The sequence below is a fragment of the Cupriavidus sp. LA-1 genome (assembly GCF_055385985.1).
This window is the reverse complement of record NZ_AP031387.1, coordinates 3,565,050-3,584,310: the sequence shown is the minus strand read 5'-3', so window position 1 is coordinate 3,584,310 and position 19,261 is coordinate 3,565,050. Positions and strand designations below refer to the sequence as shown.

19 protein-coding genes and 1 tRNA gene are annotated in these 19,261 nt (G+C 65.4%); 14 read left to right on the top strand and 6 right to left on the bottom strand.

Features of this window, described 5'->3' with window-relative positions; genetic code table 11:
* The first annotated feature begins 379 nt into the window (after positions 1 to 379).
* From ACZ5MJ_RS16755 to ACZ5MJ_RS16730, 6 genes are all read left to right on the top strand, one after another.
* Positions 380 to 1,135: a hypothetical protein gene (locus ACZ5MJ_RS16755; protein ID WP_464223746.1), complete on the top strand. Its 756-nt coding sequence runs from the start codon at positions 380 to 382 to the stop codon at positions 1,133 to 1,135.
* A gap of 73 nt (positions 1,136 to 1,208) precedes the next feature.
* Positions 1,209 to 2,336 carry a VIT1/CCC1 transporter family protein gene (locus ACZ5MJ_RS16750; protein WP_464220850.1) on the top strand — a complete coding sequence of 376 codons (1,128 nt, stop codon included), beginning with the start codon at positions 1,209 to 1,211 and terminating at the stop codon, positions 2,334 to 2,336.
* Between the two features lie 342 nt (positions 2,337 to 2,678).
* Complete coding sequence (locus ACZ5MJ_RS16745) at positions 2,679 to 3,308, top strand: cytochrome b/b6 domain-containing protein (protein WP_464223745.1); 630 nt, start codon at positions 2,679 to 2,681, stop codon at positions 3,306 to 3,308.
* 21 nt (positions 3,309 to 3,329) lie between these two features.
* Complete coding sequence (locus tag ACZ5MJ_RS16740; RefSeq protein WP_464220848.1) at positions 3,330 to 4,103, top strand: molybdopterin-dependent oxidoreductase; 774 nt, start codon at positions 3,330 to 3,332, stop codon at positions 4,101 to 4,103.
* A gap of 68 nt (positions 4,104 to 4,171) precedes the next feature.
* On the top strand, positions 4,172 to 4,459 hold the full coding sequence (locus tag ACZ5MJ_RS16735) for a pentapeptide MXKDX repeat protein (RefSeq protein ID WP_464220846.1): 288 nt from the start codon (positions 4,172 to 4,174) through the stop codon (positions 4,457 to 4,459).
* Between the two features lie 253 nt (positions 4,460 to 4,712).
* The gene (locus tag ACZ5MJ_RS16730) at positions 4,713 to 5,006 is read left to right on the top strand and encodes a hypothetical protein (protein WP_464220844.1); all 294 of its coding nucleotides are present in this window, start codon (positions 4,713 to 4,715) and stop codon (positions 5,004 to 5,006) included.
* Between the two features lie 91 nt (positions 5,007 to 5,097).
* On the opposite strand, the gene ACZ5MJ_RS16725 is transcribed toward ACZ5MJ_RS16730, so the two are convergent.
* Both ACZ5MJ_RS16725 and ACZ5MJ_RS16720 read right to left on the bottom strand, forming a co-directional pair.
* Positions 5,098 to 5,334 carry a YgiT-type zinc finger protein gene (locus ACZ5MJ_RS16725; RefSeq protein WP_464220842.1) on the bottom strand — a complete coding sequence of 79 codons (237 nt, stop codon included), beginning with the start codon at positions 5,332 to 5,334 and terminating at the stop codon, positions 5,098 to 5,100.
* A 25-nt stretch (positions 5,335 to 5,359) separates the two neighbouring features.
* Positions 5,360 to 5,599, bottom strand: coding sequence for a GDCCVxC domain-containing (seleno)protein (locus tag ACZ5MJ_RS16720; RefSeq protein WP_464220840.1), 240 nt, complete (start codon positions 5,597 to 5,599; stop codon positions 5,360 to 5,362).
* 100 nt (positions 5,600 to 5,699) lie between these two features.
* Between ACZ5MJ_RS16720 and ACZ5MJ_RS16715 the strand changes: the two genes are divergently transcribed.
* Positions 5,700 to 6,107: a MerR family transcriptional regulator gene (locus ACZ5MJ_RS16715; RefSeq protein WP_464220838.1), complete on the top strand. Its 408-nt coding sequence runs from the start codon at positions 5,700 to 5,702 to the stop codon at positions 6,105 to 6,107.
* Positions 6,108 to 6,155: 48 nt separating this feature from the next.
* Here ACZ5MJ_RS16715 and ACZ5MJ_RS16710 read toward each other — a convergent pair whose 3' ends face one another.
* Complete coding sequence (locus ACZ5MJ_RS16710) at positions 6,156 to 6,791, bottom strand: TetR/AcrR family transcriptional regulator (RefSeq protein ID WP_464220836.1); 636 nt, start codon at positions 6,789 to 6,791, stop codon at positions 6,156 to 6,158.
* Between the two features lie 186 nt (positions 6,792 to 6,977).
* Between ACZ5MJ_RS16710 and ACZ5MJ_RS16705 the strand changes: the two genes are divergently transcribed.
* The 4 genes from ACZ5MJ_RS16705 to ACZ5MJ_RS16690 all read left to right on the top strand — a co-directional run bounded on the left by ACZ5MJ_RS16705 (position 6,978) and on the right by ACZ5MJ_RS16690 (position 9,984).
* A complete protein-coding gene (locus ACZ5MJ_RS16705; RefSeq protein ID WP_464220834.1) occupies positions 6,978 to 8,288 on the top strand; it encodes an MFS transporter in 1,311 nt (436 codons plus the stop codon).
* Positions 8,289 to 8,575: 287 nt separating this feature from the next.
* A complete protein-coding gene (gene bfr, locus ACZ5MJ_RS16700; RefSeq protein ID WP_464220832.1) occupies positions 8,576 to 9,052 on the top strand; it encodes a bacterioferritin in 477 nt (158 codons plus the stop codon).
* A gap of 95 nt (positions 9,053 to 9,147) precedes the next feature.
* A tRNA-Cys gene (locus tag ACZ5MJ_RS16695) sits at positions 9,148 to 9,222 on the top strand.
* Positions 9,223 to 9,540: 318 nt separating this feature from the next.
* A complete protein-coding gene (locus ACZ5MJ_RS16690; RefSeq protein WP_464220830.1) occupies positions 9,541 to 9,984 on the top strand; it encodes a GNAT family N-acetyltransferase in 444 nt (147 codons plus the stop codon).
* 48 nt (positions 9,985 to 10,032) lie between these two features.
* Here ACZ5MJ_RS16690 and dmeF read toward each other — a convergent pair whose 3' ends face one another.
* Positions 10,033 to 10,998, bottom strand: coding sequence for a CDF family Co(II)/Ni(II) efflux transporter DmeF (gene dmeF, locus ACZ5MJ_RS16685; protein ID WP_464220829.1), 966 nt, complete (start codon positions 10,996 to 10,998; stop codon positions 10,033 to 10,035).
* A 417-nt stretch (positions 10,999 to 11,415) separates the two neighbouring features.
* Complete coding sequence (locus ACZ5MJ_RS16680; protein WP_464220827.1) at positions 11,416 to 12,876, bottom strand: aminotransferase-like domain-containing protein; 1,461 nt, start codon at positions 12,874 to 12,876, stop codon at positions 11,416 to 11,418.
* A gap of 346 nt (positions 12,877 to 13,222) precedes the next feature.
* Here ACZ5MJ_RS16680 and aptA point away from each other — a divergent pair, with 346 nt between their 5' ends.
* The 3 genes from aptA (at position 13,223) to ACZ5MJ_RS16665 (ending at position 17,741) form a co-directional block, all read left to right on the top strand.
* On the top strand, positions 13,223 to 14,554 hold the full coding sequence (gene aptA, locus ACZ5MJ_RS16675) for an omega-aminotransferase AptA (RefSeq protein WP_464220826.1): 1,332 nt from the start codon (positions 13,223 to 13,225) through the stop codon (positions 14,552 to 14,554).
* 107 nt (positions 14,555 to 14,661) lie between these two features.
* The gene (locus ACZ5MJ_RS16670) at positions 14,662 to 16,179 is read left to right on the top strand and encodes a CoA-acylating methylmalonate-semialdehyde dehydrogenase (protein WP_464220824.1); all 1,518 of its coding nucleotides are present in this window, start codon (positions 14,662 to 14,664) and stop codon (positions 16,177 to 16,179) included.
* 164 nt (positions 16,180 to 16,343) lie between these two features.
* On the top strand, positions 16,344 to 17,741 hold the full coding sequence (locus ACZ5MJ_RS16665; protein WP_464220823.1) for an amino acid permease: 1,398 nt from the start codon (positions 16,344 to 16,346) through the stop codon (positions 17,739 to 17,741).
* Positions 17,742 to 17,759: 18 nt separating this feature from the next.
* Here the strand turns inward: ACZ5MJ_RS16665 and ACZ5MJ_RS16660 are convergent, their stop codons facing one another.
* Positions 17,760 to 19,166, bottom strand: a complete 1,407-nt coding sequence (locus ACZ5MJ_RS16660) for an aminotransferase-like domain-containing protein (RefSeq protein ID WP_464220821.1) — start codon at positions 19,164 to 19,166, stop codon at positions 17,760 to 17,762.
* Positions 19,167 to 19,261 lie beyond the last annotated feature (95 nt).

Sequence of the window (19,261 nt, the reverse complement as noted above, 5' to 3'; positions counted from 1 at the left end):
TGGCTTGCCTAGAAACGATGCAAAGGTCGACTAGAACAACTGTCCACTTGATTTCCTTTTTCGGCACCAATGCCAAGCCCGGGTTGCCTGCGTGAGCGCGAACCCGCACTCAACTTTTGACGTCTATGGCTCCTCAAAATTCCCTGTGAAAGCGCATGCCGATGAATTTCACCGGCCCCCGGTCACGGCCGGCGGCCACGCAGGCGCGATGGTTGGGAACGCGAGGCTCCGCCGAAAACGCGAACCACTCTGATTCCTCCCATCATTGGCAAAAACTAATGAAAATGCGAAATTGATTTTTTGGGGCTATTATTCGGGCTGCCGCCCTTCCAAGGCACCCACGATGAAAGCCCTGTTCCACATCCGTCATAGCCTGTGCATGTGGCCTGTGTTGCTGTGCCTGTCGACTCTGCCTGCCTGGGCGGCGCTTCCCGATGAAATCCAGGTCTACGCTGGCGACATCAATGCACCGGGCGAATTCGGCCTGGAGCTGCATCTGAACACCACCCCAAGCGGGCATTCGCAGCCGGACTATCCAGGCGAGGTCACCACGCCGCACGCCTGGCGGGCCACAGCCGAGTTTTCCTACGGGCTGACGCCGTCAGTGGAGCTTGGCCTGTATATCCCGACCGTACTGTCTCGGGACAACAGCTACTACGTAACCGGCCCCAAGTTCCGAGTCAAATGGTTGCCGCTCCGTACAGTCGATGGCGTTGGTTACTTTGCGGGTCTGAACGTTGAACTGTCGCGCGTCGCGCAACGCTTCGAGACTTCCACCAGGCATCTGGAGCTCCGGCCGATTTTCGGCTACCAGGATGAACGCTGGCTTTTCGCTGTCAATCCCGTGCTGGGATGGGACCTCGCCGGCCCCGGCAAGAGCGGGGTGCCAGGCGCCGCGCCCAATTTCAAGGTCGGCCGCACGGTCCTTGCAGGCATACGTGCCGGCGCCGAGTACTACACCGACCTGGGTCGCATCGATCATCTGGCGCCCTGGTCGGAACAGCAGCAAACGCTATACCTCGCGTTCGATGTCAACCGTGGCCCCTTCGTGTTCAATTTCGGTATTGGCCGGGGGCTCACGCGGGCGACCGACCGCTGGACGCTGAAATGGATATTTGAAGTGCCGTTCTCCTGACCGCCAAACCTCGTTCCATTTGAACAGTCTGCTGCTGCCGCTCAGCGGACCATCTCTTTAGCTGGGGTACTTCGTGACCAAAAAGCAGGCCGCCATTCACCGCTACCGCGCTAACCTCCAGGACGAGCTCGACGGCGCCGAGCTTTATCGCGTGCTGGCAAGCGTTGAGCAGGACCGCAACCGGCAGGACGTCTTTCTGCAGCTCTCGGCTTCCGAACTGGAGCACGCCGAGGTATGGCGCAAGCGCTTGCGCGAGCAGGGCGTGGAACCGTCGGCATTTCAGCCAGGCACAAAGACGCGAGTGCTCGGCTGGCTGGTGCGCCGTTTCGGTCCTCGCTTTGTACTGCCGGCGATTTCCGCCAACGAGTTCATGGACCGGGACAAATATGCTCGCCAATCCGATGCGCGAGCGCTGGCCAGCGAGGAGCTGGGGCACGTGGAGGTGCTGCGCGCGGTGGCGCAAAACAGCGCATCGCCGGGGCTCGCGGGTTCTGACATTGCCGGTGCGGAGGCATGGCACCGCAGGGGGTCTGGCAACGACCTGCGCGCTGCCGTGCTCGGCGCCAACGACGGATTGGTCTCCAATTTCTGCCTGCTGATGGGCATTGCAGGCTCGGGGGCGCCAGCAAAGGCCGTTATCCTGGCCGGTACTGCTGGCCTGATTGCGGGTGCGTTCTCCATGGCCCTGGGTGAATGGCTATCGGTCGCCAACGCCCGGGAGCTGGCGCAATCCCAGATTGCCAAAGAGGCCGAGGAACTCGAGCACACACCATTGGCCGAGCAGCACGAGCTGGCGCTCATCTACCAGGCAAAGGGCCTGGACAAGTCTGATGCGATTCGCGTTGCTGAACGCGTCATGCAGGACAAGGGACGGGCGCTCGACACGCTGGCTCGTGAGGAACTCGGCATTGACCCGAACGAGTTGGGCGGGAGTCCGTGGTCGGCGGCGGCGATATCGTGCGCGCTGTTCGCTTTCGGTGCCGTCGTCCCGTTGCTACCCTTCCTGTTCCTCTCTGGATTCACGGCGGTCTCAGCCAGCATTGCATTTGCCGTCCTGGCCCTGGCTGGCATCGGTGTACTGACTTCTCTTTTCAATGGGCACTCCGCCCTCTATTCGGCCATCCGTCAAATTGTCATTTGCTGTGTTGCGGCCGCCGTCACCTTTGGCGTTGGAATGATTCTTGGTGTATCGCTGGCGTGACGGGAGCATGCCAGCAGATTCATCGCCGGTCATGCGAGGCGCTCCGAAATTGCGCAAGCAGATTCCGCCGACCATGGCCGCCGAAGACAGCCGGTAAGCGAAGGCCTGCTTTGCCTCCTACGGGATTTGCTCCTATCGTGAATGCGCGAGTCGCTCTTTTTTTATATATCCGAACCGGTGTGGATTTTCTGAGCTGAAAGGTGTTGCATACGGCACTCGTCAGCGGCGGAACAAGGGTGCCAGGGCAAGAATGCATTGACCTTGTCAGGTTTGGGCGCCTGGGACGACGAACGTGGTGAAGAAGGCGGTCACCGACTGGCCGCCTGGCGTCGGAGAAAGCAAGTGAAAAATGCCCACCAGGTGCCGCCCCGGAAGCTGGCGCCACAAGGCCAGCCCATCCAGCCTGCATGGGTTCGCATCACGCACTGGCTGAATGTCGTTGCCGTACTCGTCATGATGTTCAGCGGCTGGCGCATCTACAACGCATCGCCGCTGTTCGGCTTCCACTTTCCCAATGCGATCACCCTGGGCGGCTGGCTTGGGGGAGGGCTGCAGTGGCATTTCGCGGCGATGTGGCTGCTTGTCGCCAATGGCCTGTTCTATCTGGTGATGAATCTCGCCACGGGCCGTTTCCGGCGGCGCTTCTTCCCGCTTTCCGTCCCGGCGGCATTGGGTGACGTGGCTGCAGCCATGCGAGGCAAGCTCGCGCACCCCAATCTGGCGGAATACAACGCTGCCCAGAAGCTGTTCTACGCGGGCGTGGTGGTGGTGATTGTGCTGACGGTGCTGTCTGGCCTGGCAATCTGGAAGTCGGTTCAGTTTCCCACGCTACGTGTGCTGATGGGAGGTTACGACGCCGCGCGCTGGGTTCACTTCATCGGCATGAGCGCGATTGCGCTATTCCTTGTCATCCATGTGGTGATGGTGTTGCTGGTACCTCGCACACTCATCATCATGCTGCGCGGACGCTAGTTCTCGATGCGGAGAATGGTCATGAGCAAAGCTGAGCGAATCGTCAAGCTTGACCGCAAGCTGATATTGCACGATGCAACGCGCGAGTTGAGCATGCCTTCTCGCCGGCTGTTCGGAAAGCGTGCCATGACGCTTGGCGGCTTGCTGCTGTTGACCGGCTGCAGCATGACCGACGAACCGTCGGTTGAGTCTTTCCTGATGGCAGTCTCGCGCTTCAATGACCGGGTGCAGGGATGGCTGTTCGATCCTGACCGGCTGGCGCCGACCTATCCCGAGTCACGGCTGACACGGCCGTTTCCGTTCAATGCCTACTACGGCCTTGCTGACGTGCCGGAGGTAGATGCCAGCGAGTATCGACTGGAAGTCGGTGGACTGGTCTCGCGCAAGGCGTCATGGACCCTGGAAGAACTCTACGCGTTGCCGCAGACGTCGCAGGTGACTCGCCATATTTGTGTGGAGGGGTGGAGTGCCATCGGCAAGTGGGGCGGTACGCGCTTCTCTGATTTTCTCAAGCGCGTCGGTGCCGATACCACGGCCAAGTACGTGGGCTTTGTCTGCGCCGATGACTACTACACCAGCATCGACATGCCCACGGCGCTGCATCCGCAGACCTTGCTTACCTTCACCTACGACGGCGAACGCCTGCCGCCCAAGTATGGGTTTCCGATGAAGCTGCGCATGCCCACCAAGCTCGGGTACAAGAACCCGAAGCACATTGTCGCGATCTACGTCACCAACAAGTATCCCGGCGGTTATTGGGAGGACCAGGGATACAACTGGTTTGGGGGATCCTGACCCCCCGAAACCTGGGCGGCAAGTCTGCCGGTTTCTCCCTATCAATCAATCCAATCAAGGAGCACAACATGAACAAACGCCTGGTTTTGCTGCTTTCCTCCGCAGTGTTGCTGGCCAGCCATGCATGGGCACAGGATGCAATGAAGAAGGACGACATGGGCAAGGGCGCCATGGGCGCCAGCGGCAGCATGGCGAAGGACTCCATGGGGAAGGACGACATGGACATGAAGAAAGACAAAATAAGCAAGAGTCACGCCAAGAAGCCCCACGAAAAGAAGGAAGGCATGAGCAAGGATGCGATGGGGAAGGATGCGATGGGCAAGGATGCAATGAGCAAGGAAGCCCCGAAACAATAGTAAGCCTTACGCGCGCTCGATCGCCCTGGGCGATCAGGCAAAGGAAGCCTCAGCTTCTGTCAGACGACAGCGGTTGAGGCTTTCATGCAGCAGACTGCCCGTGGAGCCGGACGGCCTCGTGACGCATGTTTGCTGGTTGCAGAACTTACGGATTGTCACGACTTGTGGGTCAACTCGGATGCCGACCGTACCGTTTTTTCCGGTAAGCAAGGCGCATTGCCGAGCTGCTTGATTTATCCCAGGAGTCCACGTCATGAAGAAGCTGTTCGCTGCACTCGCCTCCGCCGCCCTCGTCGGCACCGTTTTCGCCCAGACTGCTGTGCCAGCTTCCGCGATGCAGCCGCAGAAGAGTGCCGGCACGCAGGGCAATGAAGTAAAGGCCCAGGTCAGCGCCACCAAGGAGAAGGCTGACGCAAAGGCCGATGCCGGCAAGTCAGCCGCCAAGGGCACCCACCACAAGGCGAAGGCCGCCCATACCAAGGCCGGTATGACGAAGCCCGGCGTCGCGAAGGCCGCGACCAGCATGGACAAGACGAAGAACCAGTAAGCTGCTCCCATCGGGCGAACCGAGGGGCCGTTGCCAGGGCGAAGGCCGTGGCAATGTAGCCTGAGCGCAGGAGCTTTGCGGAGAGTGCAGGTTAGCTGGAATGCCAGCCTGGCCTCTCCGCATTTGTCACGTCTGGCGAGCTTTCACAAGCCGGTTCATGACGTCGGGGCTCGCCGACCGCATGGCGGAGTTCGCGGTCTTCGATGATGCCTTCGCCGCATGCGGGGCACTGCATCGCCTTCAGCACAATGGTCTTGTTTGGCTCGGGAGTTTCCAACTCCAGCGTTACGGCAATCAGATCAGCCTTGTCGCACGCGGGGCATAGCATGATGGCGCAGTGGAGTTGTGGCGAGTCAGTCAGCGGTGGGCGCGCTGGCCGGCGAGCAGCATGAACCCTGCCGTTGCTGCATAGGCGGGCACTTGTTGGTGCCATACGAGCAGAACACACAGCAGTCGCCCGCCCTGGGCCGAAGCACCGTTCCGCAGCCTTCGCATTCGTAGAACCACTGGCAGGCATCGATCGGCATCGTCTCAGTCTTGCGGTGGCCGCAACTGGGACAGGTGATGGTGGATTTCAGCTCGAAGGTGCGCATAGTTTCCCCTGCCTGACAGTCGCCATCGGCCTGCCATCAAACTTCCTTTTCGAGCCATTTACACGTAGTCTAGGTCCGTACCTGAGTACGGAGTCAAGTGATGGGGGCGACCCTGACAATCGGGCAGCTGGCCAGGGCGGCCAAGGTTGGCGTGGAAACGGTTCGCTATTACCAGCGATGCGGATTGCTGCCGATACCCGAACGCGTGCGCGGCGCCATTCGTCAGTATGCCGAGGACAGCTTGCAGCGGCTTCATTTCATTCGCCGGGCCCAGGCACTTGGGTTCACCCTGGACGAGGTTCGTACCCTGCTGCAACTGAACGACGGCAGCCAATGCGGAGCTGCGCGCGCGCTGGCCGAACAAAAGCTGCAAGTCGTCGAGGAACGGCTGCGCGATCTGCGGATGCTGCGGACCGAGTTGAGAAGTCTTGTCGGGCAATGCCGCGACAATGGCGAGGTCATTTGTCCGTTGATTGCCAACCTGTGCAAGGGCAAATGGCCAAAGTAGCCGCGGCTCGGGCCCTTGTGCGCCGTGTTACGTGGCGAGGGCCGGCCATCATGACACGTACGACAGGAACGCCCGCGCCATCTCGCTGTCCAGCCGCCGGTCCGACAGCGCGAAGGTGCTCTCGCGGTTGATCAGCGCATACAGCAGCGTCCCGGCCAGCGCCTGGTGCGCAAAGCGGATGCGCAGTTCCAGGTCCGGCGAGGCGCCCGCCGGGTGCAGCCGCGCCAGGCGCACGGCCAGGTCGTCCATGTACTGGCGGTTGAGCTGCCGGATCGGGTCCTCGCCAGTGGTGGCGCGGGCCACCAGCGACGCGCGCAGCACCCCTGCATTGCGATAAGTCCAGATGCGGCTGTCGCGCGCCAGCGTGTGGACGGCGTCTGCCAGCGGCGGCCGGCGTGCGTCGAGTTGCGCGAGTCGCTCCGCCATGGCCTTGCGCAGCATCGCCAGCGCCAGGGCCTGCAGGGCCTTGAAATAGCTCTCCTTGCCCTCGAAGCGGCTGTAGAACGCGCCCGTCGTGACGCCGGCGTGCGCGCAGATCTCCTGGATCGAGACCTGTTCCAGCGTGCGCTCGCGCAGCAGCCGGCGGCCGGCTTCCAACAGCGCCACGGTGGTGCGCAGGCCACGTGAATAGCGCGGCGCGGCATAGCCCGCGTGGCCTTCCAGCCCGGTCAGCTTGTCTTCCATGATGACCCATTCTCCCGGCGGGGCGTGGCGGGTGCCCGCCCCGTCTTGTCGGTGTTTCTACGGATGTCGTGAACGGTATCACGCCAACATACTGGCTCGAAAACATAATCCATATTACGAATTGGCCGGCGCCGTGCCTATCGGGTGCCGCCCGGATACCGATGAGCGCCCTTCGGGAGACCGCGCATGACCACGTCCTACCAGCCGCGCCGCGCGTGGCTGACCGCAGTACTGTTGTTCTTCTTCCTGGTGGTCAACGCCATGGACAAGATGGTGGTGGGCCTGCTGGCCGCGCCGATGATGGATGAGCTGGGCCTGACGCCGGCGCAGTTCGGCCTGGTCGGCAGCAGCTTCTTCTGGCTGTTCGCCGTCTCCGGCGTGCTGGGCGGCTTTCTGGCCAACCGCACACCCACCTCGCGCCTGCTGGTCCTGATGGCGCTGGCATGGTCGCTGTGCCAGATCCCGCTGGCGCTGTCGTCCAGCCTGGCGGTGCTGATCGTCTCGCGCATCCTGCTTGGCTTCATGGAAGGGCCGGCCGCGCCGGTGGCGATCCACGCCTGCTACAAATGGTTTCCGAACAGCCGGCGCAACCTGCCCGTTGCGGTGCTGACGCAAGGTGCCGGCATTGGCATCGTGCTGGCGGGCCTGCTGATCCCGGCAGTCGCCGCGCACTGGGGCTGGCGCAGCAACTTCTACCTGCTGGCGGTGCTGGGCGTGGTGTGGGCGTTGGTATGGCTGGCGCTCGGGCGCGAAGGGACACTCGACGAACGTCCTGCCGCGCATGGCGTCCCGGCCGGCAGCGCGCCGCAGCGCCTGCCGTACCGTGTACTGCTGAGCGATCCCACGGTGCTTGGCTGCTTCGCGCTGCGGCTGGCAGCGTACTGGGGCCTGGCGCTGTGCCTGACCTGGATCCCGGCCTACCTGCAGAGCGGGCTGGGCTTCGATCACGCCGTCAGCGGCAAGTTGTTCGCGCTGATCATCGGCACCAACCTGCCGCTGACGCTGGCCATCGCGTGGTTCTCCGAGCGCCTGCTGGCGCGCGGCGTGTCGTCGCGCGCGGCGCGCGGGCGGATGTCTGCCGGCATGCTGCTGCTGGCAGGCGGCTTCTTCCTGTTGCTGCTGTGGCCGGGGGCCACGCCGGCCACGCGGGTGGGCCTGCTGGTGCTGGCCTGCGTCTGCGCGCCGGCGATCTATTCGCTTGGGCCGGCGATCCTGGCCGAGGTAGTGCCCGCCGGACAGCGCGGCGCGGTCCTGGCCATCGATGCCTCGGTGTCGTCGCTGGCCGGCGTGCTGGCGCCGCTGGTGACGGGTGTGCTGGTGCAGAACGTGCCGGGCGCACGCGGTTTCGAACTGGGCCTGGCCCTTTGCGGCGCGATCATGCTGGTGGCGGCGCTGGCCGGGCTCTACGTGGTCAACCCCGAGCGTTCGCGCCGGCGGCTGGCCGAACACCTGCCATCGCATGCGGACGCGGGGCAGCCTGCGGTAGCCGCTGGCTGAACGCGGCGCATCGGGTCTGCGACGGCGCGGCAATTGCCGCGTGCGCCCGCTTGGATATTTCCATCATGCCGCACGAAGCGCTTCTGAAAGCCGAATGGAAACCATTGGTATTCGCATCCTCAATGGTGCGTGAAAACCCCGCAAGAATGCGGCGGCGAGGCCGAATTTGCTTGATGTCTGCGCTTGCAGGGCTACGATGACAATCGCGGCGGGAGAATCACTGCGCGTTTTCGTGATTGCGAGAACGAGGGTGAGTTCAATCGTTTCGAGGGTCGTTGGGGGTAGTCATGAAAAGCGACAAGAAGGTGATCCAGTTGCTCAATGGCCAGCTCAGGCATGAACTGACCGCGATCAACCAGTATTTCCTGCATGCCCGCATGTACCGGCACTGGGGGCTCAGCGCCCTGGGCAAGCATGAGTACGACGAATCGATCGAGGAAATGAAGCACGCCGACAAGCTGGTCGAGCGCATCCTGCTGCTCGATGGCTTGCCCAACCTGCAAGACCTGGACAAGCTGCTCGTGGGCGAGAACACCGAGGAAATGCTCGGCTGCGACCTGAAGCTTGAGCAGGTGTCGCAGGCCAGCTGCAAGGACGCGATCAAGTATTTCGAGTCGGTTGGCGATTATGTCTCGCGCGAAATTGTGGTCGATATCCTCGCGGATACCGAAGCCCATATCGACTGGCTGGAAGCACAGCTGGAACTGGTGGGCAAGGTCGGGCTGCAGAATTACATCCAGTCCGCCATGGGTGGCGTCGGCTAGCGCGGCCCGGTCCCGGCGCGGTCTCCTGCAAGGATTTCAATTTCCCGCTACACTGCGGCCCGCAGCACGTAGCGTCGCTCAGGCGCGGCGTCAGCGGCGGGGTGGCAGAGTGGTTATGCAACGGCCTGCAAAGCCGTGTACGACGGTTCGATTCCGGATCCCCGCCTCCAGTCTTCCTTGCCCGGCTCATGGAGCCGGGCATGCCGGCGCGTCCGCGCAACTTCCCTGATATTCATGCGCCTGCCAGCGGGCCTTCGCCATACCGGCGACCGGCCTGTGCCGCGCGCGCCCTGAGCGGCATGCCGCAGGCCATTCCGGACACACATTCACCGTTACTTCCCCAATGGATCAACGACCCCGAATCGGGTAGTGTTGCCCGACAGGCCTGCCGGCCTGCGTGCAACCCGTGCCGCCGGATGGCGGCGCAGCCATGTCCGGGCTTCCATGGTGTTCCCGTCGCGAGGTAATGTGAAAAAGAGAGGCTCCAGATGATCAAAGACCTGCGGATCCGGGCGGCGGTGCCCCCGGACGCGCCAGCCGTGGCAGACGTGCTGGAACGCTGCGGGCTGCCGGTGGACGACGTGCCGCGCCTGCTGGACCATTTCCACGTGGCCGTGCTCGGGACGCAGATCATTGGCTGCGCCGCCGGCGAGCGCTGTGGCGAGACCGTGGTGATCCGTTCCGTCGCGGTGCTGCCCGAGCACCGTGACCAGGGCGTGGCCACGCACGTGGTGCGCGCCGCGCTGATGCGCGCACGCGCCAATGGCGTGCGGCGCGCGGTGCTGCTGGCGTCGAGCTGCCCGAGCTATTTCGCGCGCTACGGCTTTACGCTGGTGCCGGCCTCGAAGCTGCCGCCAGAAGTCATGGCATCGAGCGAATTCCACCGCCGCGCCGACACGCCGCCGCTATGCATGTGGTGCGAGCTGAGCTGAACCCGGCGAATCCGGTGGCGCGCCTCGGTGCGCGCCGCGGTGACCGTCTCAGTGCGCGCCCTCGCAGCGGCTGATCTCCACCGTCACGTGCACCAGTTCCTCATGCACGGACAGCGCCTGGCGCACGCGCTGCGGCGTCAGCGCGGTGTCGTGCGTGACCAGGCAGACGATGCAGGCAAACTGCTGCCGGCCCACGCGCCACACATGCAGGTCTGACACGCGGGTGCTTTCGTCGCCGTGGTCCAGGCCTGCCAGCACCTCGCGCACTTCCTCCACCACCGGGTGATCCATCTCGCGGTCCAGCAGCACCGTGCCGCTCTGGCGCAGCAAGCCGATGGCCCATCTGCCGACCAGCACCGCACCCACCAGGCCCATCACCGGATCCAGCCACGCCCAGCCCAGCCACCAGCCGCCGGCCAGCGCGACGATCGCCAGCACTGAGGTCGCGGCATCGGCCAGCACGTGCACATAGGCGGCGCGCAGGTTGATGTCGTGGTGGTCTCCATGATCGTGGCCATGATGGTGGTGGCCATGCTCATGCCCGTGGTCGTGTCCATGCGCATGGCCGCCCAGGATCAGCGCGCAGCCCAGGTTGACCAGCAGGCCGAGCACCGTCACTGCCATGGCTTCGCGATAGTGGATGGCTTGCGGCGTGAACAGCCGCTCGACCGAGCCCGCCGCCATCAGCGCGGCGATGCCAAGCAGGAACACCGCGCTGGCAAAGCCGGCCAGCACTTCGATCTTCCAGGCGCCGAAGGCAAAGCGCCCGTCGCCGGCATAGCGCCGCGCGGCGCCATAGGCAAAGGCGGACAGGCCAATGGCCAGGGCGTGCGAGCTCATGTGCCAGCCATCGGCCAGCAGCGCCATCGAATTGAACCAAAGCCCGGCGGCGATCTCCACCACCATGGTGATGGCGGTGATCACCATGACCAGGCGCGTGCCGCGCTCGGCGGCACGGTTGCCGGCGTCGAAGGCGTGGCTGTGGGTCCAGGCGGACAGGTTGTGGGTATGCATCGTGGGTCCTGTGGTGCGCTTGAGGTCGTGCGGCTGGCCTGGCATCAGGCCGGGGATGCGCCAAGGGTAGCAGAGGACCGGCCGCCTGCCTGTGGCGTCCCTGATGGCGGCAGGGGCGCAAGGCCGATGTGTCCGCCGTCCCCGGGCGGTCCGAAAAGTGCTGCCGGCATTGCGAAAATCCCCGTATGCCGCACGCAGACTCCACTTTGCTCTTACATACATTCATGAATGGATGTATGATTCCGCAAATAATTCACATGCCCATCACATATTTGTTGCTGATTCTGAGATGAGTTATCGCTTTATCGCTACCTGTCTTGCCGCCTGGTTAGGCGTTTGCGCCACCGCGGGCTGGCTCGTCGAGCGCCTCTGGAGCTGACCCCCGGCCAGCCGGCCCAGGGCCCGAATCCATCCCCGTCAGGCCGCGCGCTGCGCCTGCGCCAGGCTGTCGAAGAACTGCCACAGTTGCGGCGCATCGCCGGTGGCCACGTTGAAGCGGATCCACGGCGAGTCGGTTTCGTCCGGCTCGAAATACGAGCCCGGCGCCAGCCAGATGCCATGTTCCAGTGCCAGCGTGGCCAGGCGGTTGCCGTGCAGCGGTTCGCCGCGGCGGCCGGCCAGCCATTGCGCCTGCACGGTCTCGTTCAGGCGCGCCCACGCGAACATCCCGCCCTCCGGGCGCAGCAGCACCTCCAGCCCGTGGGCTTCCATCCGCTCCGTCACGCGATCCTGCTGCGCGCGCAGCCGCTCGGCTAGCGCCGCCACGTGGCGGCCGTAGTGGCCGCTGGTCAGCACGGAATAGACCAGCCGCTCCGTCACCTCCGATGAAGTGAGGCCGACCGCCATCTTGGTGCGCGCGAAGGCCTTGGCCAGGTCCGGGCTGGCCGCCAGGTAGCCGACCCGCAGCGAGGGCGTGATGGTCTTGGAAAAACCGTTGATATAGACCACCTGCGACAGGCCGTCCATGGCCGCCAGCATCGGCGAGCCGGCCGGCGCCAGTTCGCGGTAGATATCGTCCTCGACCACCAGCAGCCGGTGTTGCTCGGCCAGCTGCAGCACGCGGAAGGCGTTCATGCTGCTCAGGCTGGCGCCGGTCGGGTTCTGCAGCACGGTGTTGATGAACAGCGCGCGCGGGGCGTGGGCGCGGATCGCATCGTCCAGGGCATCGGTGTCCAGCCCCGCAGCGGAGCGCGGCACGCCCACCACGCGCAGCCCCGCCAGCCGCAGGATCTGCAGGAGGTTGCAGTAGCAGGGCGATTCCACCAGCACCGTATCGCCGGCGCGCAGCAGGGTGCGCACCACCAGGTCCAGCGCCTGCGTCGCGCCCTGGGTCAGCACCACCTGCTGTGCCTGCAGCGGAATGCCGTACTGGCCCAGGCCCGCGGCGATATGCTCGCGCAGCGGCGCAAAGCCGTAGGGATGGCCGTAGCCCGACAGCTGCGCCGCCGGCACGCGCGCCGAGGCGCGCATGGCCTGGTGCAGCCCCTCCTCGTTGAGCCAGTCGCCGGGCAGCCAGCCCGCGCCTGCCTTGATCGGCACCGAATGGTCGGCAAACACGTCCGACAGCAGCCATGCCGCATTCAGCCCCGGCGCTTCCCATTGCGGCGCGCGCGCGTGTCCGGACGGGGCATGGCGGTGGGCCACGGTATAGCCCGAGCCCGGGCGCGCCGCCAGGTAGCCCAGCGCGGTCAGCCGGCCGTAGGCCTCGGCCACGGTGAAAGTGCTGACGTGGTGGTGCTGCGCAAAGCGGCGCACCGAGGGCAGCGCGGTGCCGGCGCGCAGCGCGCGCTGCTCCACCAGCGCGGCGATGCCGGCGACGATCTGCTCGGTCAGGGTCTCGCCGTCGCGGCGGCTGCGGGTCAGGTTCAGGGTCAGCATCAGGCACTCTGGCAGGCGTGAACCTGTACAGTTTAGCGGCTGCCGGTGGGCCCGCGCGCAGTGGCTTTCCATTACGTGAAATTTGCCGCAGTGCAGCGTGGCGTGGCGCACCGCGAGCCGATGCCAGTCGTGGCAGCGTGCATGAAGCGGGCGCCGCAACGATGCTTGCCTGTACGGTTTGGTGTGATCAAACTGTACGGTAAGGCGGGGTTGTCCTGACTGTATATTTTGTCGGCAAGAAGCCGCCGGTAGAGTGGCCGTCATTGCTACCGCGCTGACCGACAGCGCGCCACCCGCCAATCCGACCCGATCGACCCGATCGACCCGTTTGCCCCTAGGAGGACGTATGGACGCCGCCAAGACCGTGATTCCCGATCTCGATGCCCTGTGGATGCCCTTTACCGCCAACCGCCAGTACAAGGCGGCGCCGCGCCTGCTGGCGTCGGCCAGCGGCATGTACTACACCACCCACGACGGGCGCCAGATCCTGGACGGTTGCGCCGGCCTGTGGTGCGTGGCCGCCGGCCACTGCCGCAAGGAAATCGCCGATGCGGTGGCGCGCCAGGCCGCCACGCTGGACTATGCGCCGCCGTTCCAGATGGGCCACCCGCTGTCGTTCGAGGCCGCCACCAAGGTCGCCGCGATCATGCCGCAGGGGCTGGACCGCATCTTCTTCACCAACTCGGGCTCGGAGTCGGTCGACACCGCGCTGAAGATCGCGCTGGCCTATCATCGCGCGCGCGGCGAAGGCCAGCGCACGCGCTTTATCGGCCGCGAGCGCGGCTACCACGGCGTGGGCTTCGGCGGCATGGCGGTGGGCGGCATCGGTCCCAACCGCAAGGCATTCTCGGCCAACCTGATGCCGGGCACCGACCACCTGCCGGCCACGCTGAACATTGCCGAAGCAGCCTTCTCCAAGGGCCAGCCGCAATGGGGCGCGCACCTGGCCGACGAGCTGGAGCGCATCCTGGCGCTGCACGACCCGTCCAACGTCGCCGCCGTGATCGTCGAGCCGCTGGCCGGCTCCGCCGGCGTGCTGGTGCCGCCGGTCGGCTACCTGGAGAAGCTGCGCGAGATCACCAGCAAGCACGGCATCCTGCTGATCTTCGACGAGGTGATCACTGCCTTCGGCCGCCTGGGCGCCGCCACCGCGGCCGAGCGCTTCAACGTCACGCCGGACCTGATCACCATGGCCAAGGCGATCAACAACGCCGCGGTGCCGATGGGTGCCGTCGCCGTGCGCCGCGAAGTGCATGACACCGTGGTCAATTCGGCTGCGCCGGGCGCGATCGAGCTGCTGCATGGCTACACCTACTCCGGCCACCCGCTGGCCGCCGCCGCCGCCATTGCCACGCTGGACCTGTACCAGCGCGAAAACCTGTTCGGACGCGCCGCCGAACTGGCACCGGTATTCGAGGCCGCGGTCCACGGCGTACGCAGCGCGCCGCACGTGAAGGACATCCGCAACTACGGGCTGGTCGCCGGCATCGAGCTGGAGCCGCGTCCCGGCCAGCCTGGCGCGCGCGCCTACGAGGCCTTCCTGAAGTGCCTGGAGCAGGGCGTGCTGGTGCGCTACACCGGCGACATCCTGGCGTTCTCGCCGCCGCTGATCATCTCCGAAGCGCAGATCGGCGAAATGTTCGATACCGTGAAGAAGGCGTTGCGGGACATCAAGTAAGCGGCGCACGCCGTATCGCATGGCTGCCGGACCTGCGGGTCCGGCCTCCCTGGTCACAGGCCGCGGCGCGCTGACGTGCGCGCCGCGGCAACCGAAGGAAATCCCAAGTGAGCATCGCAGAAAACCGGCAACTGGCCGAAATCCACCATTTCATCGGCGGCGCCGTGCGCCGCGCCAGCGGTCAGCGCCTGGCGGAAGTGTTCAACCCCGCCACCGGCGAAGTTGCCGCGCGCGTGGCCATGGGCACCACGCAGGACGTGGCCGACGCCGTCGCCGCCGCCAAGGCCGCCTTCCCGGCCTGGGCCGACACCCCGCCGCTGCGCCGCGCGCGCATCCTGTTCAAGTTCAAGGAACTGCTCGACCAGCACCATGACGACCTGGCCGCGCTGATCACGCGCGAGCACGGCAAGGTGTTCTCCGATGCCAAGGGCGAAGTCACGCGCGGCATCGAAGTGGTCGAGTTTGCCTGCGGCATTCCCAACCTGCTCAAGACTGATTTCACCGACAACATTGGCGGCGGCATCGACAACTGGAACCTGCGCCAGCCGCTGGGCGTGGTGGCCGGCATCACGCCGTTCAACTTCCCGGTGATGGTGCCGATGTGGATGTTCCCGGTGGCGCTGGCGTGCGGCAATACCTTTGTGCTGAAGCCGTCGGAACGCGATCCGTCGCCGAGCCTGCTGATCGCCGACCTGCTGCGGCAAGCGGGCCTGCCTGACGGCGTGTTCAACGTCGTGCAGGGCGACAAGGAAGCGGTGGACGCGCTGCTCGTGCATCCGGACGTGCAGGCGCTGTCCTTCGTCGGCTCGACGCCGATTGCCGAGTACATCTACACGGAAGGCACGAAGCACGGCAAGCGCGTGCAGGCACTGGGCGGCGCCAAGAACCACCTGGTGGTGATGCCCGATGCGGATCTCGAACAGGCCGTGGATGCGCTGATCGGTGCCGCGTATGGTTCCGCTGGTGAGCGCTGCATGGCGATCTCGGTCGCAGTGGCGGTCGGCGATATTGCCGACAAGCTGGTACCGCGCCTGGCCGAACGCGCCCGCACGCTGAAGATCCGCAACGGCATGGAGTCCGATGCCGAGATGGGCCCGCTGGTAACCGGTGCGCACAAGGCCAAGGTCGAAGGCTATATCGCGAAGGGCGTGCAAGAGGGGGCAACGCTGGTCACGGATGGCCGCGGCCACAAGGTCGAAGGCCATGAGAACGGCTTCTACGTGGGCGGCACGCTGTTCGACAATGTGAAACCTGACATGACGATCTACAAGGAAGAGATCTTCGGTCCGGTGCTGTCGGTGGTGCGCGTGCATGACTTTGCCGAGGCGGTGTCGCTGATCAACGCGCACGAGTACGGCAACGGCGTGTCGTGCTACACCAGCGACGGCGGCATCGCGCGCGCGTTTGCGCGGCAGATCCAGGTGGGCATGGTCGGCATCAACGTGCCGATCCCGGTGCCGATGGCGTGGCATTCGTTCGGCGGCTGGAAGCGCTCGCTGTTCGGCGACCACCATGCCTATGGCGAAGAGGGCGTGCGCTTCTACACGCGCTACAAGAGCGTGATGCAGCGCTGGCCGGATTCGATCGCCAAGGGTGCCGAGTTCACCATGCCGGTGGCGAAGTAACGACAGGCGCCCGGGCCCGGGCTTTCCTATCATTCCTGCAATGCGGTGACGCAGTGCCCCGGCGCAAGTGATGCTTGCGCCGGGGCACTGGCGTAAACTACCGCCCTTTTGCCGCGCGCGCGCCTTGCCGCCGCGTGCCCGGCCACCGTTTGCAGGGAGTCTGAATGAGCTTGTTCCGCACCAAGGACATCGACGCGATGCTGGCCGTCGCGCGCGATGACGGCCTGAAAAAGGTGCTGGGTCCGATCGACCTGGTGATGATGGGCATCGGCGCCATCATCGGCACCGGCATTTTCGTGCTGACCGGCACTGGCGCGCTGACCGCAGGGCCGGCGCTGACGGTGTCGTTCGTGATCGCGGCGCTGGCGTGCGGGTTTGCCGCGCTGTGCTACGCGGAGTTTGCCTCGGCGATTCCCGTGTCGGGATCGATCTATACCTACAGCTACGCCACGCTGGGCGAGATCGTCGCGTGGATGATCGGCTGGGACCTGCTGCTCGAATACGGGCTGGCCACGTCCGCCGTGTCGGTGGGCTGGTCGGGCTACTTTCAGTCGCTGATGGCGGGCTTCGGGCTGAAGCTGCCGGCGGCGCTGACTGCCGCGCCGGGTTCGGTGCCGGGGCTGCATACCGTGCTGAACCTGCCGGCGTGCCTGATCATGCTGGCCATCACCTGGGTGGTGTCTTACGGCGTGCGCGAATCCACGCGCATCAACAACCTGATGGTGGCGGTCAAGATCGGCGTGGTGCTGCTGTTTATCGCGGTGGGCGTGTGGCATGTGCAGCCGGCCAACTGGCAGCCGTTTGCGCCCTTTGGCCTCACCGGCATCTTCAATGCGGCGGCGCTGGTGTTCTTTGCCTTTATCGGCTTCGACGCGGTGACCTCGGCCGCGGAAGAAGTGCGCAATCCGCGCCGCGACCTGCCGATCGGCATCATTGGTTCGCTGGCGGTGTGCACGGTGCTGTATGTGGTGGTGGCGGCGATCATGACCGGCATCGTGCCGTTCGCGAAGTTTGCCGGCGTGGACCACCCGGTCTCGCTGGCGCTGCAGTTCGCGGGGCAGAACTGGGTGGCGGGTTTTGTCGACCTGGGCGCGATCCTGGGCATGACCACGGTGATCCTGGTGATGACCTATGGCCAGACCCGCGTGATCTTTGCGATGTCGCGCGACGGCCTGCTGCCCGAGCGGCTGTCAGCGGTGCACCCGGTGCATGCCACGCCGTATTTCGCCACCTGGACCGTGGGCATCGTGTTTGCCGCGATTGCCGCGTTGGTGCCGCTGAGCGTGCTGGCCGAGCTGATCAATATCGGCACGCTGGCGGCCTTCACGCTGATTTCGGTGGCAGTGCTGGTGCTGCGCAAGACCCGGCCCGAGCTGCCACGCGCGTTCCGCTGCCCGGGCGTGCCGGTAGTGCCGCTGCTGTCGATCGGCTTCTGCCTGTTCCTGATGGCGCACCTGCAGGCGCTGACCTGGGCCGCCTTCCTGATCTGGCTGGCGGTGGGGCTGGTGATCTACTTTGCCTACGCGCGGCGCAATGCCGTGCTGCATAACCACGGGGGCTGAACCGCTTCAGCGCCGCCCTCAGCTGCCGCGCTCGGCCGCGGCCTTCATGAAGGCCACCGCGCGCGGCTCGTTGGCATAGGCGGCGTTGATCCGGATCCATGCCGAGGTCTCGCCGCCCGGGCGGAAGTAGTTGCCCGGCGCCAGCGTCACGCCGTATTCCTCGCCCAGCTTCACCAGCTCGCGCGAATCCGCGATGCCGGGCGGGCGCGCCCACAGGAAGTTGCCGCCCGAGGGCTGGCAGAACACCTCCCAGCCGTTGCCGGCGAGCTGCCGCACTGCATTGGCCGAGGCCTCGCGCACGCGCAGGCGCAGCCGCTCCACAAACTTGCGGTAGCCGCCGCGCTCCAGCAGCGCCGCCGTCACCGCTTCCGCAAAGTGCGAGCCGGCCACGCTGGTCAGCACCTTCACATCGACCAGGTCCTTGATCAGCGCCTTGTCGGCCACCAGGTAGCCGATCCGCAGCGAGGCCGACACCGTCTTGGAAAAGCCGCCGATGTAGATCACGTGCTCGAGCTGGTCCAGCGTGGCCAGCCGGTCGGTGAAGTGGGTCTGGAAGTCCGAGAAGATGTCGTCCTCGACAAAACGGAAGCCATGTCGGCGCGCCAGCTCCAGCAGCCGGAATGCCACCGGCGGCGCCAGCGTCGATCCGGTCGGGTTCTGCAGCACGCTGTTGGTGAAGAACAGCTTGGGCTTGTGCTGGCGCAGCAGCGCCTCGGTGGCGTCCGGGTCGGGGCCGTCGGGCGTATGCGGCACGCCCACCAGCTGCACCCCGTGCAGCCGCAGCAGGCCGAACAGGTTGTAGTAGCCGGGGTCTTCCACGAACACCGTATCGCCGGGCTTGAGCAGGTGCCGCACCACCAGGTCCAGCGCCTGGCTGGCGCCGGTGGTGATCAGCACCTGCGGCAGTTCGGCGGCGATGCCGAGCTGGCGCACGCGCAGCAGCACCTGGCGGCGCAGTTCCGGATGGCCCATCGGCGTGGCGTAGTGGATCACGCTGTCGATCTCGTTGCGCGAGATCGCGCGGATCGCCTGCGTCAGCCCTTCCACGTCGCGCCAGGTCTCGGGCACGAAGCCGCCGGCCAGCTTGAGCGTGCCGCTGGGGTGGTTGAACTGCTCGATGATGTGGTCGGACAGGTCCTCGGCCAGGCTTGGGTCTGACCAGCCGCGTGCCGAGCGTCCCGCCAGCGGACTGTCCGCCACATAGAAGCCCGACCCCTGGCGCGAATCCAGCAGCCCCTGCGACACCAGCCGGTCGTAGGCCTCGATGACAGGGAAGCGGCTGATGCCGTTTTCGGCGGCCAGTTGCCGGATCGACGGCAGCCGCGCACCGGGGCGCGCCTCGCGGTTGCTGATCCACGACTTCACGCCCGCGACGATCTGCTCGGTCAGTGGAATGCCGGTGGAAGCATCCAGGATGAGTTTCATGAGCGGGCTCGCGGGGGAGGGTTGGCGGGGGGGCACAACTGTCAGGAAAAACTACTGAACAGTTCATCGAAAACTGTTCACAACTGTACATGGGA

Excerpts from the sequence above, each read along its gene's own strand:
- ACZ5MJ_RS16720 (WP_464220840.1), bottom strand. The coding sequence starts at position 5,599 with ATGCGCACCTTCGAGCTGAAATCCACCATCACCTGTCCCAGTTGCGGC.
- ACZ5MJ_RS16705 (WP_464220834.1), top strand. The coding sequence starts at position 6,978 with ATGACCACGTCCTACCAGCCGCGCCGCGCGTGGCTGACCGCAGTACTG.
- ACZ5MJ_RS16755 (WP_464223746.1), top strand. The coding sequence starts at position 380 with ATGTGGCCTGTGTTGCTGTGCCTGTCGACTCTGCCTGCCTGGGCGGCG.
- aptA (WP_464220826.1), top strand. The coding sequence starts at position 13,223 with ATGGACGCCGCCAAGACCGTGATTCCCGATCTCGATGCCCTGTGGATG.
- ACZ5MJ_RS16735 (WP_464220846.1), top strand. The coding sequence starts at position 4,172 with ATGAACAAACGCCTGGTTTTGCTGCTTTCCTCCGCAGTGTTGCTGGCC.
- bfr (WP_464220832.1), top strand. The coding sequence starts at position 8,576 with ATGAAAAGCGACAAGAAGGTGATCCAGTTGCTCAATGGCCAGCTCAGG.
- ACZ5MJ_RS16715 (WP_464220838.1), top strand. The coding sequence starts at position 5,700 with ATGGGGGCGACCCTGACAATCGGGCAGCTGGCCAGGGCGGCCAAGGTT.
- ACZ5MJ_RS16680 (WP_464220827.1), bottom strand. The coding sequence starts at position 12,876 with ATGCTGACCCTGAACCTGACCCGCAGCCGCCGCGACGGCGAGACCCTG.
- ACZ5MJ_RS16660 (WP_464220821.1), bottom strand. The coding sequence starts at position 19,166 with ATGAAACTCATCCTGGATGCTTCCACCGGCATTCCACTGACCGAGCAG.
- ACZ5MJ_RS16725 (WP_464220842.1), bottom strand. The coding sequence starts at position 5,334 with ATGCTATGCCCCGCGTGCGACAAGGCTGATCTGATTGCCGTAACGCTG.
- ACZ5MJ_RS16740 (WP_464220848.1), top strand. The coding sequence starts at position 3,330 with ATGAGCAAAGCTGAGCGAATCGTCAAGCTTGACCGCAAGCTGATATTG.
- dmeF (WP_464220829.1), bottom strand. The coding sequence starts at position 10,998 with ATGCATACCCACAACCTGTCCGCCTGGACCCACAGCCACGCCTTCGAC.
- ACZ5MJ_RS16665 (WP_464220823.1), top strand. The coding sequence starts at position 16,344 with ATGAGCTTGTTCCGCACCAAGGACATCGACGCGATGCTGGCCGTCGCG.
- ACZ5MJ_RS16710 (WP_464220836.1), bottom strand. The coding sequence starts at position 6,791 with ATGGAAGACAAGCTGACCGGGCTGGAAGGCCACGCGGGCTATGCCGCG.
- ACZ5MJ_RS16690 (WP_464220830.1), top strand. The coding sequence starts at position 9,541 with ATGATCAAAGACCTGCGGATCCGGGCGGCGGTGCCCCCGGACGCGCCA.
- ACZ5MJ_RS16730 (WP_464220844.1), top strand. The coding sequence starts at position 4,713 with ATGAAGAAGCTGTTCGCTGCACTCGCCTCCGCCGCCCTCGTCGGCACC.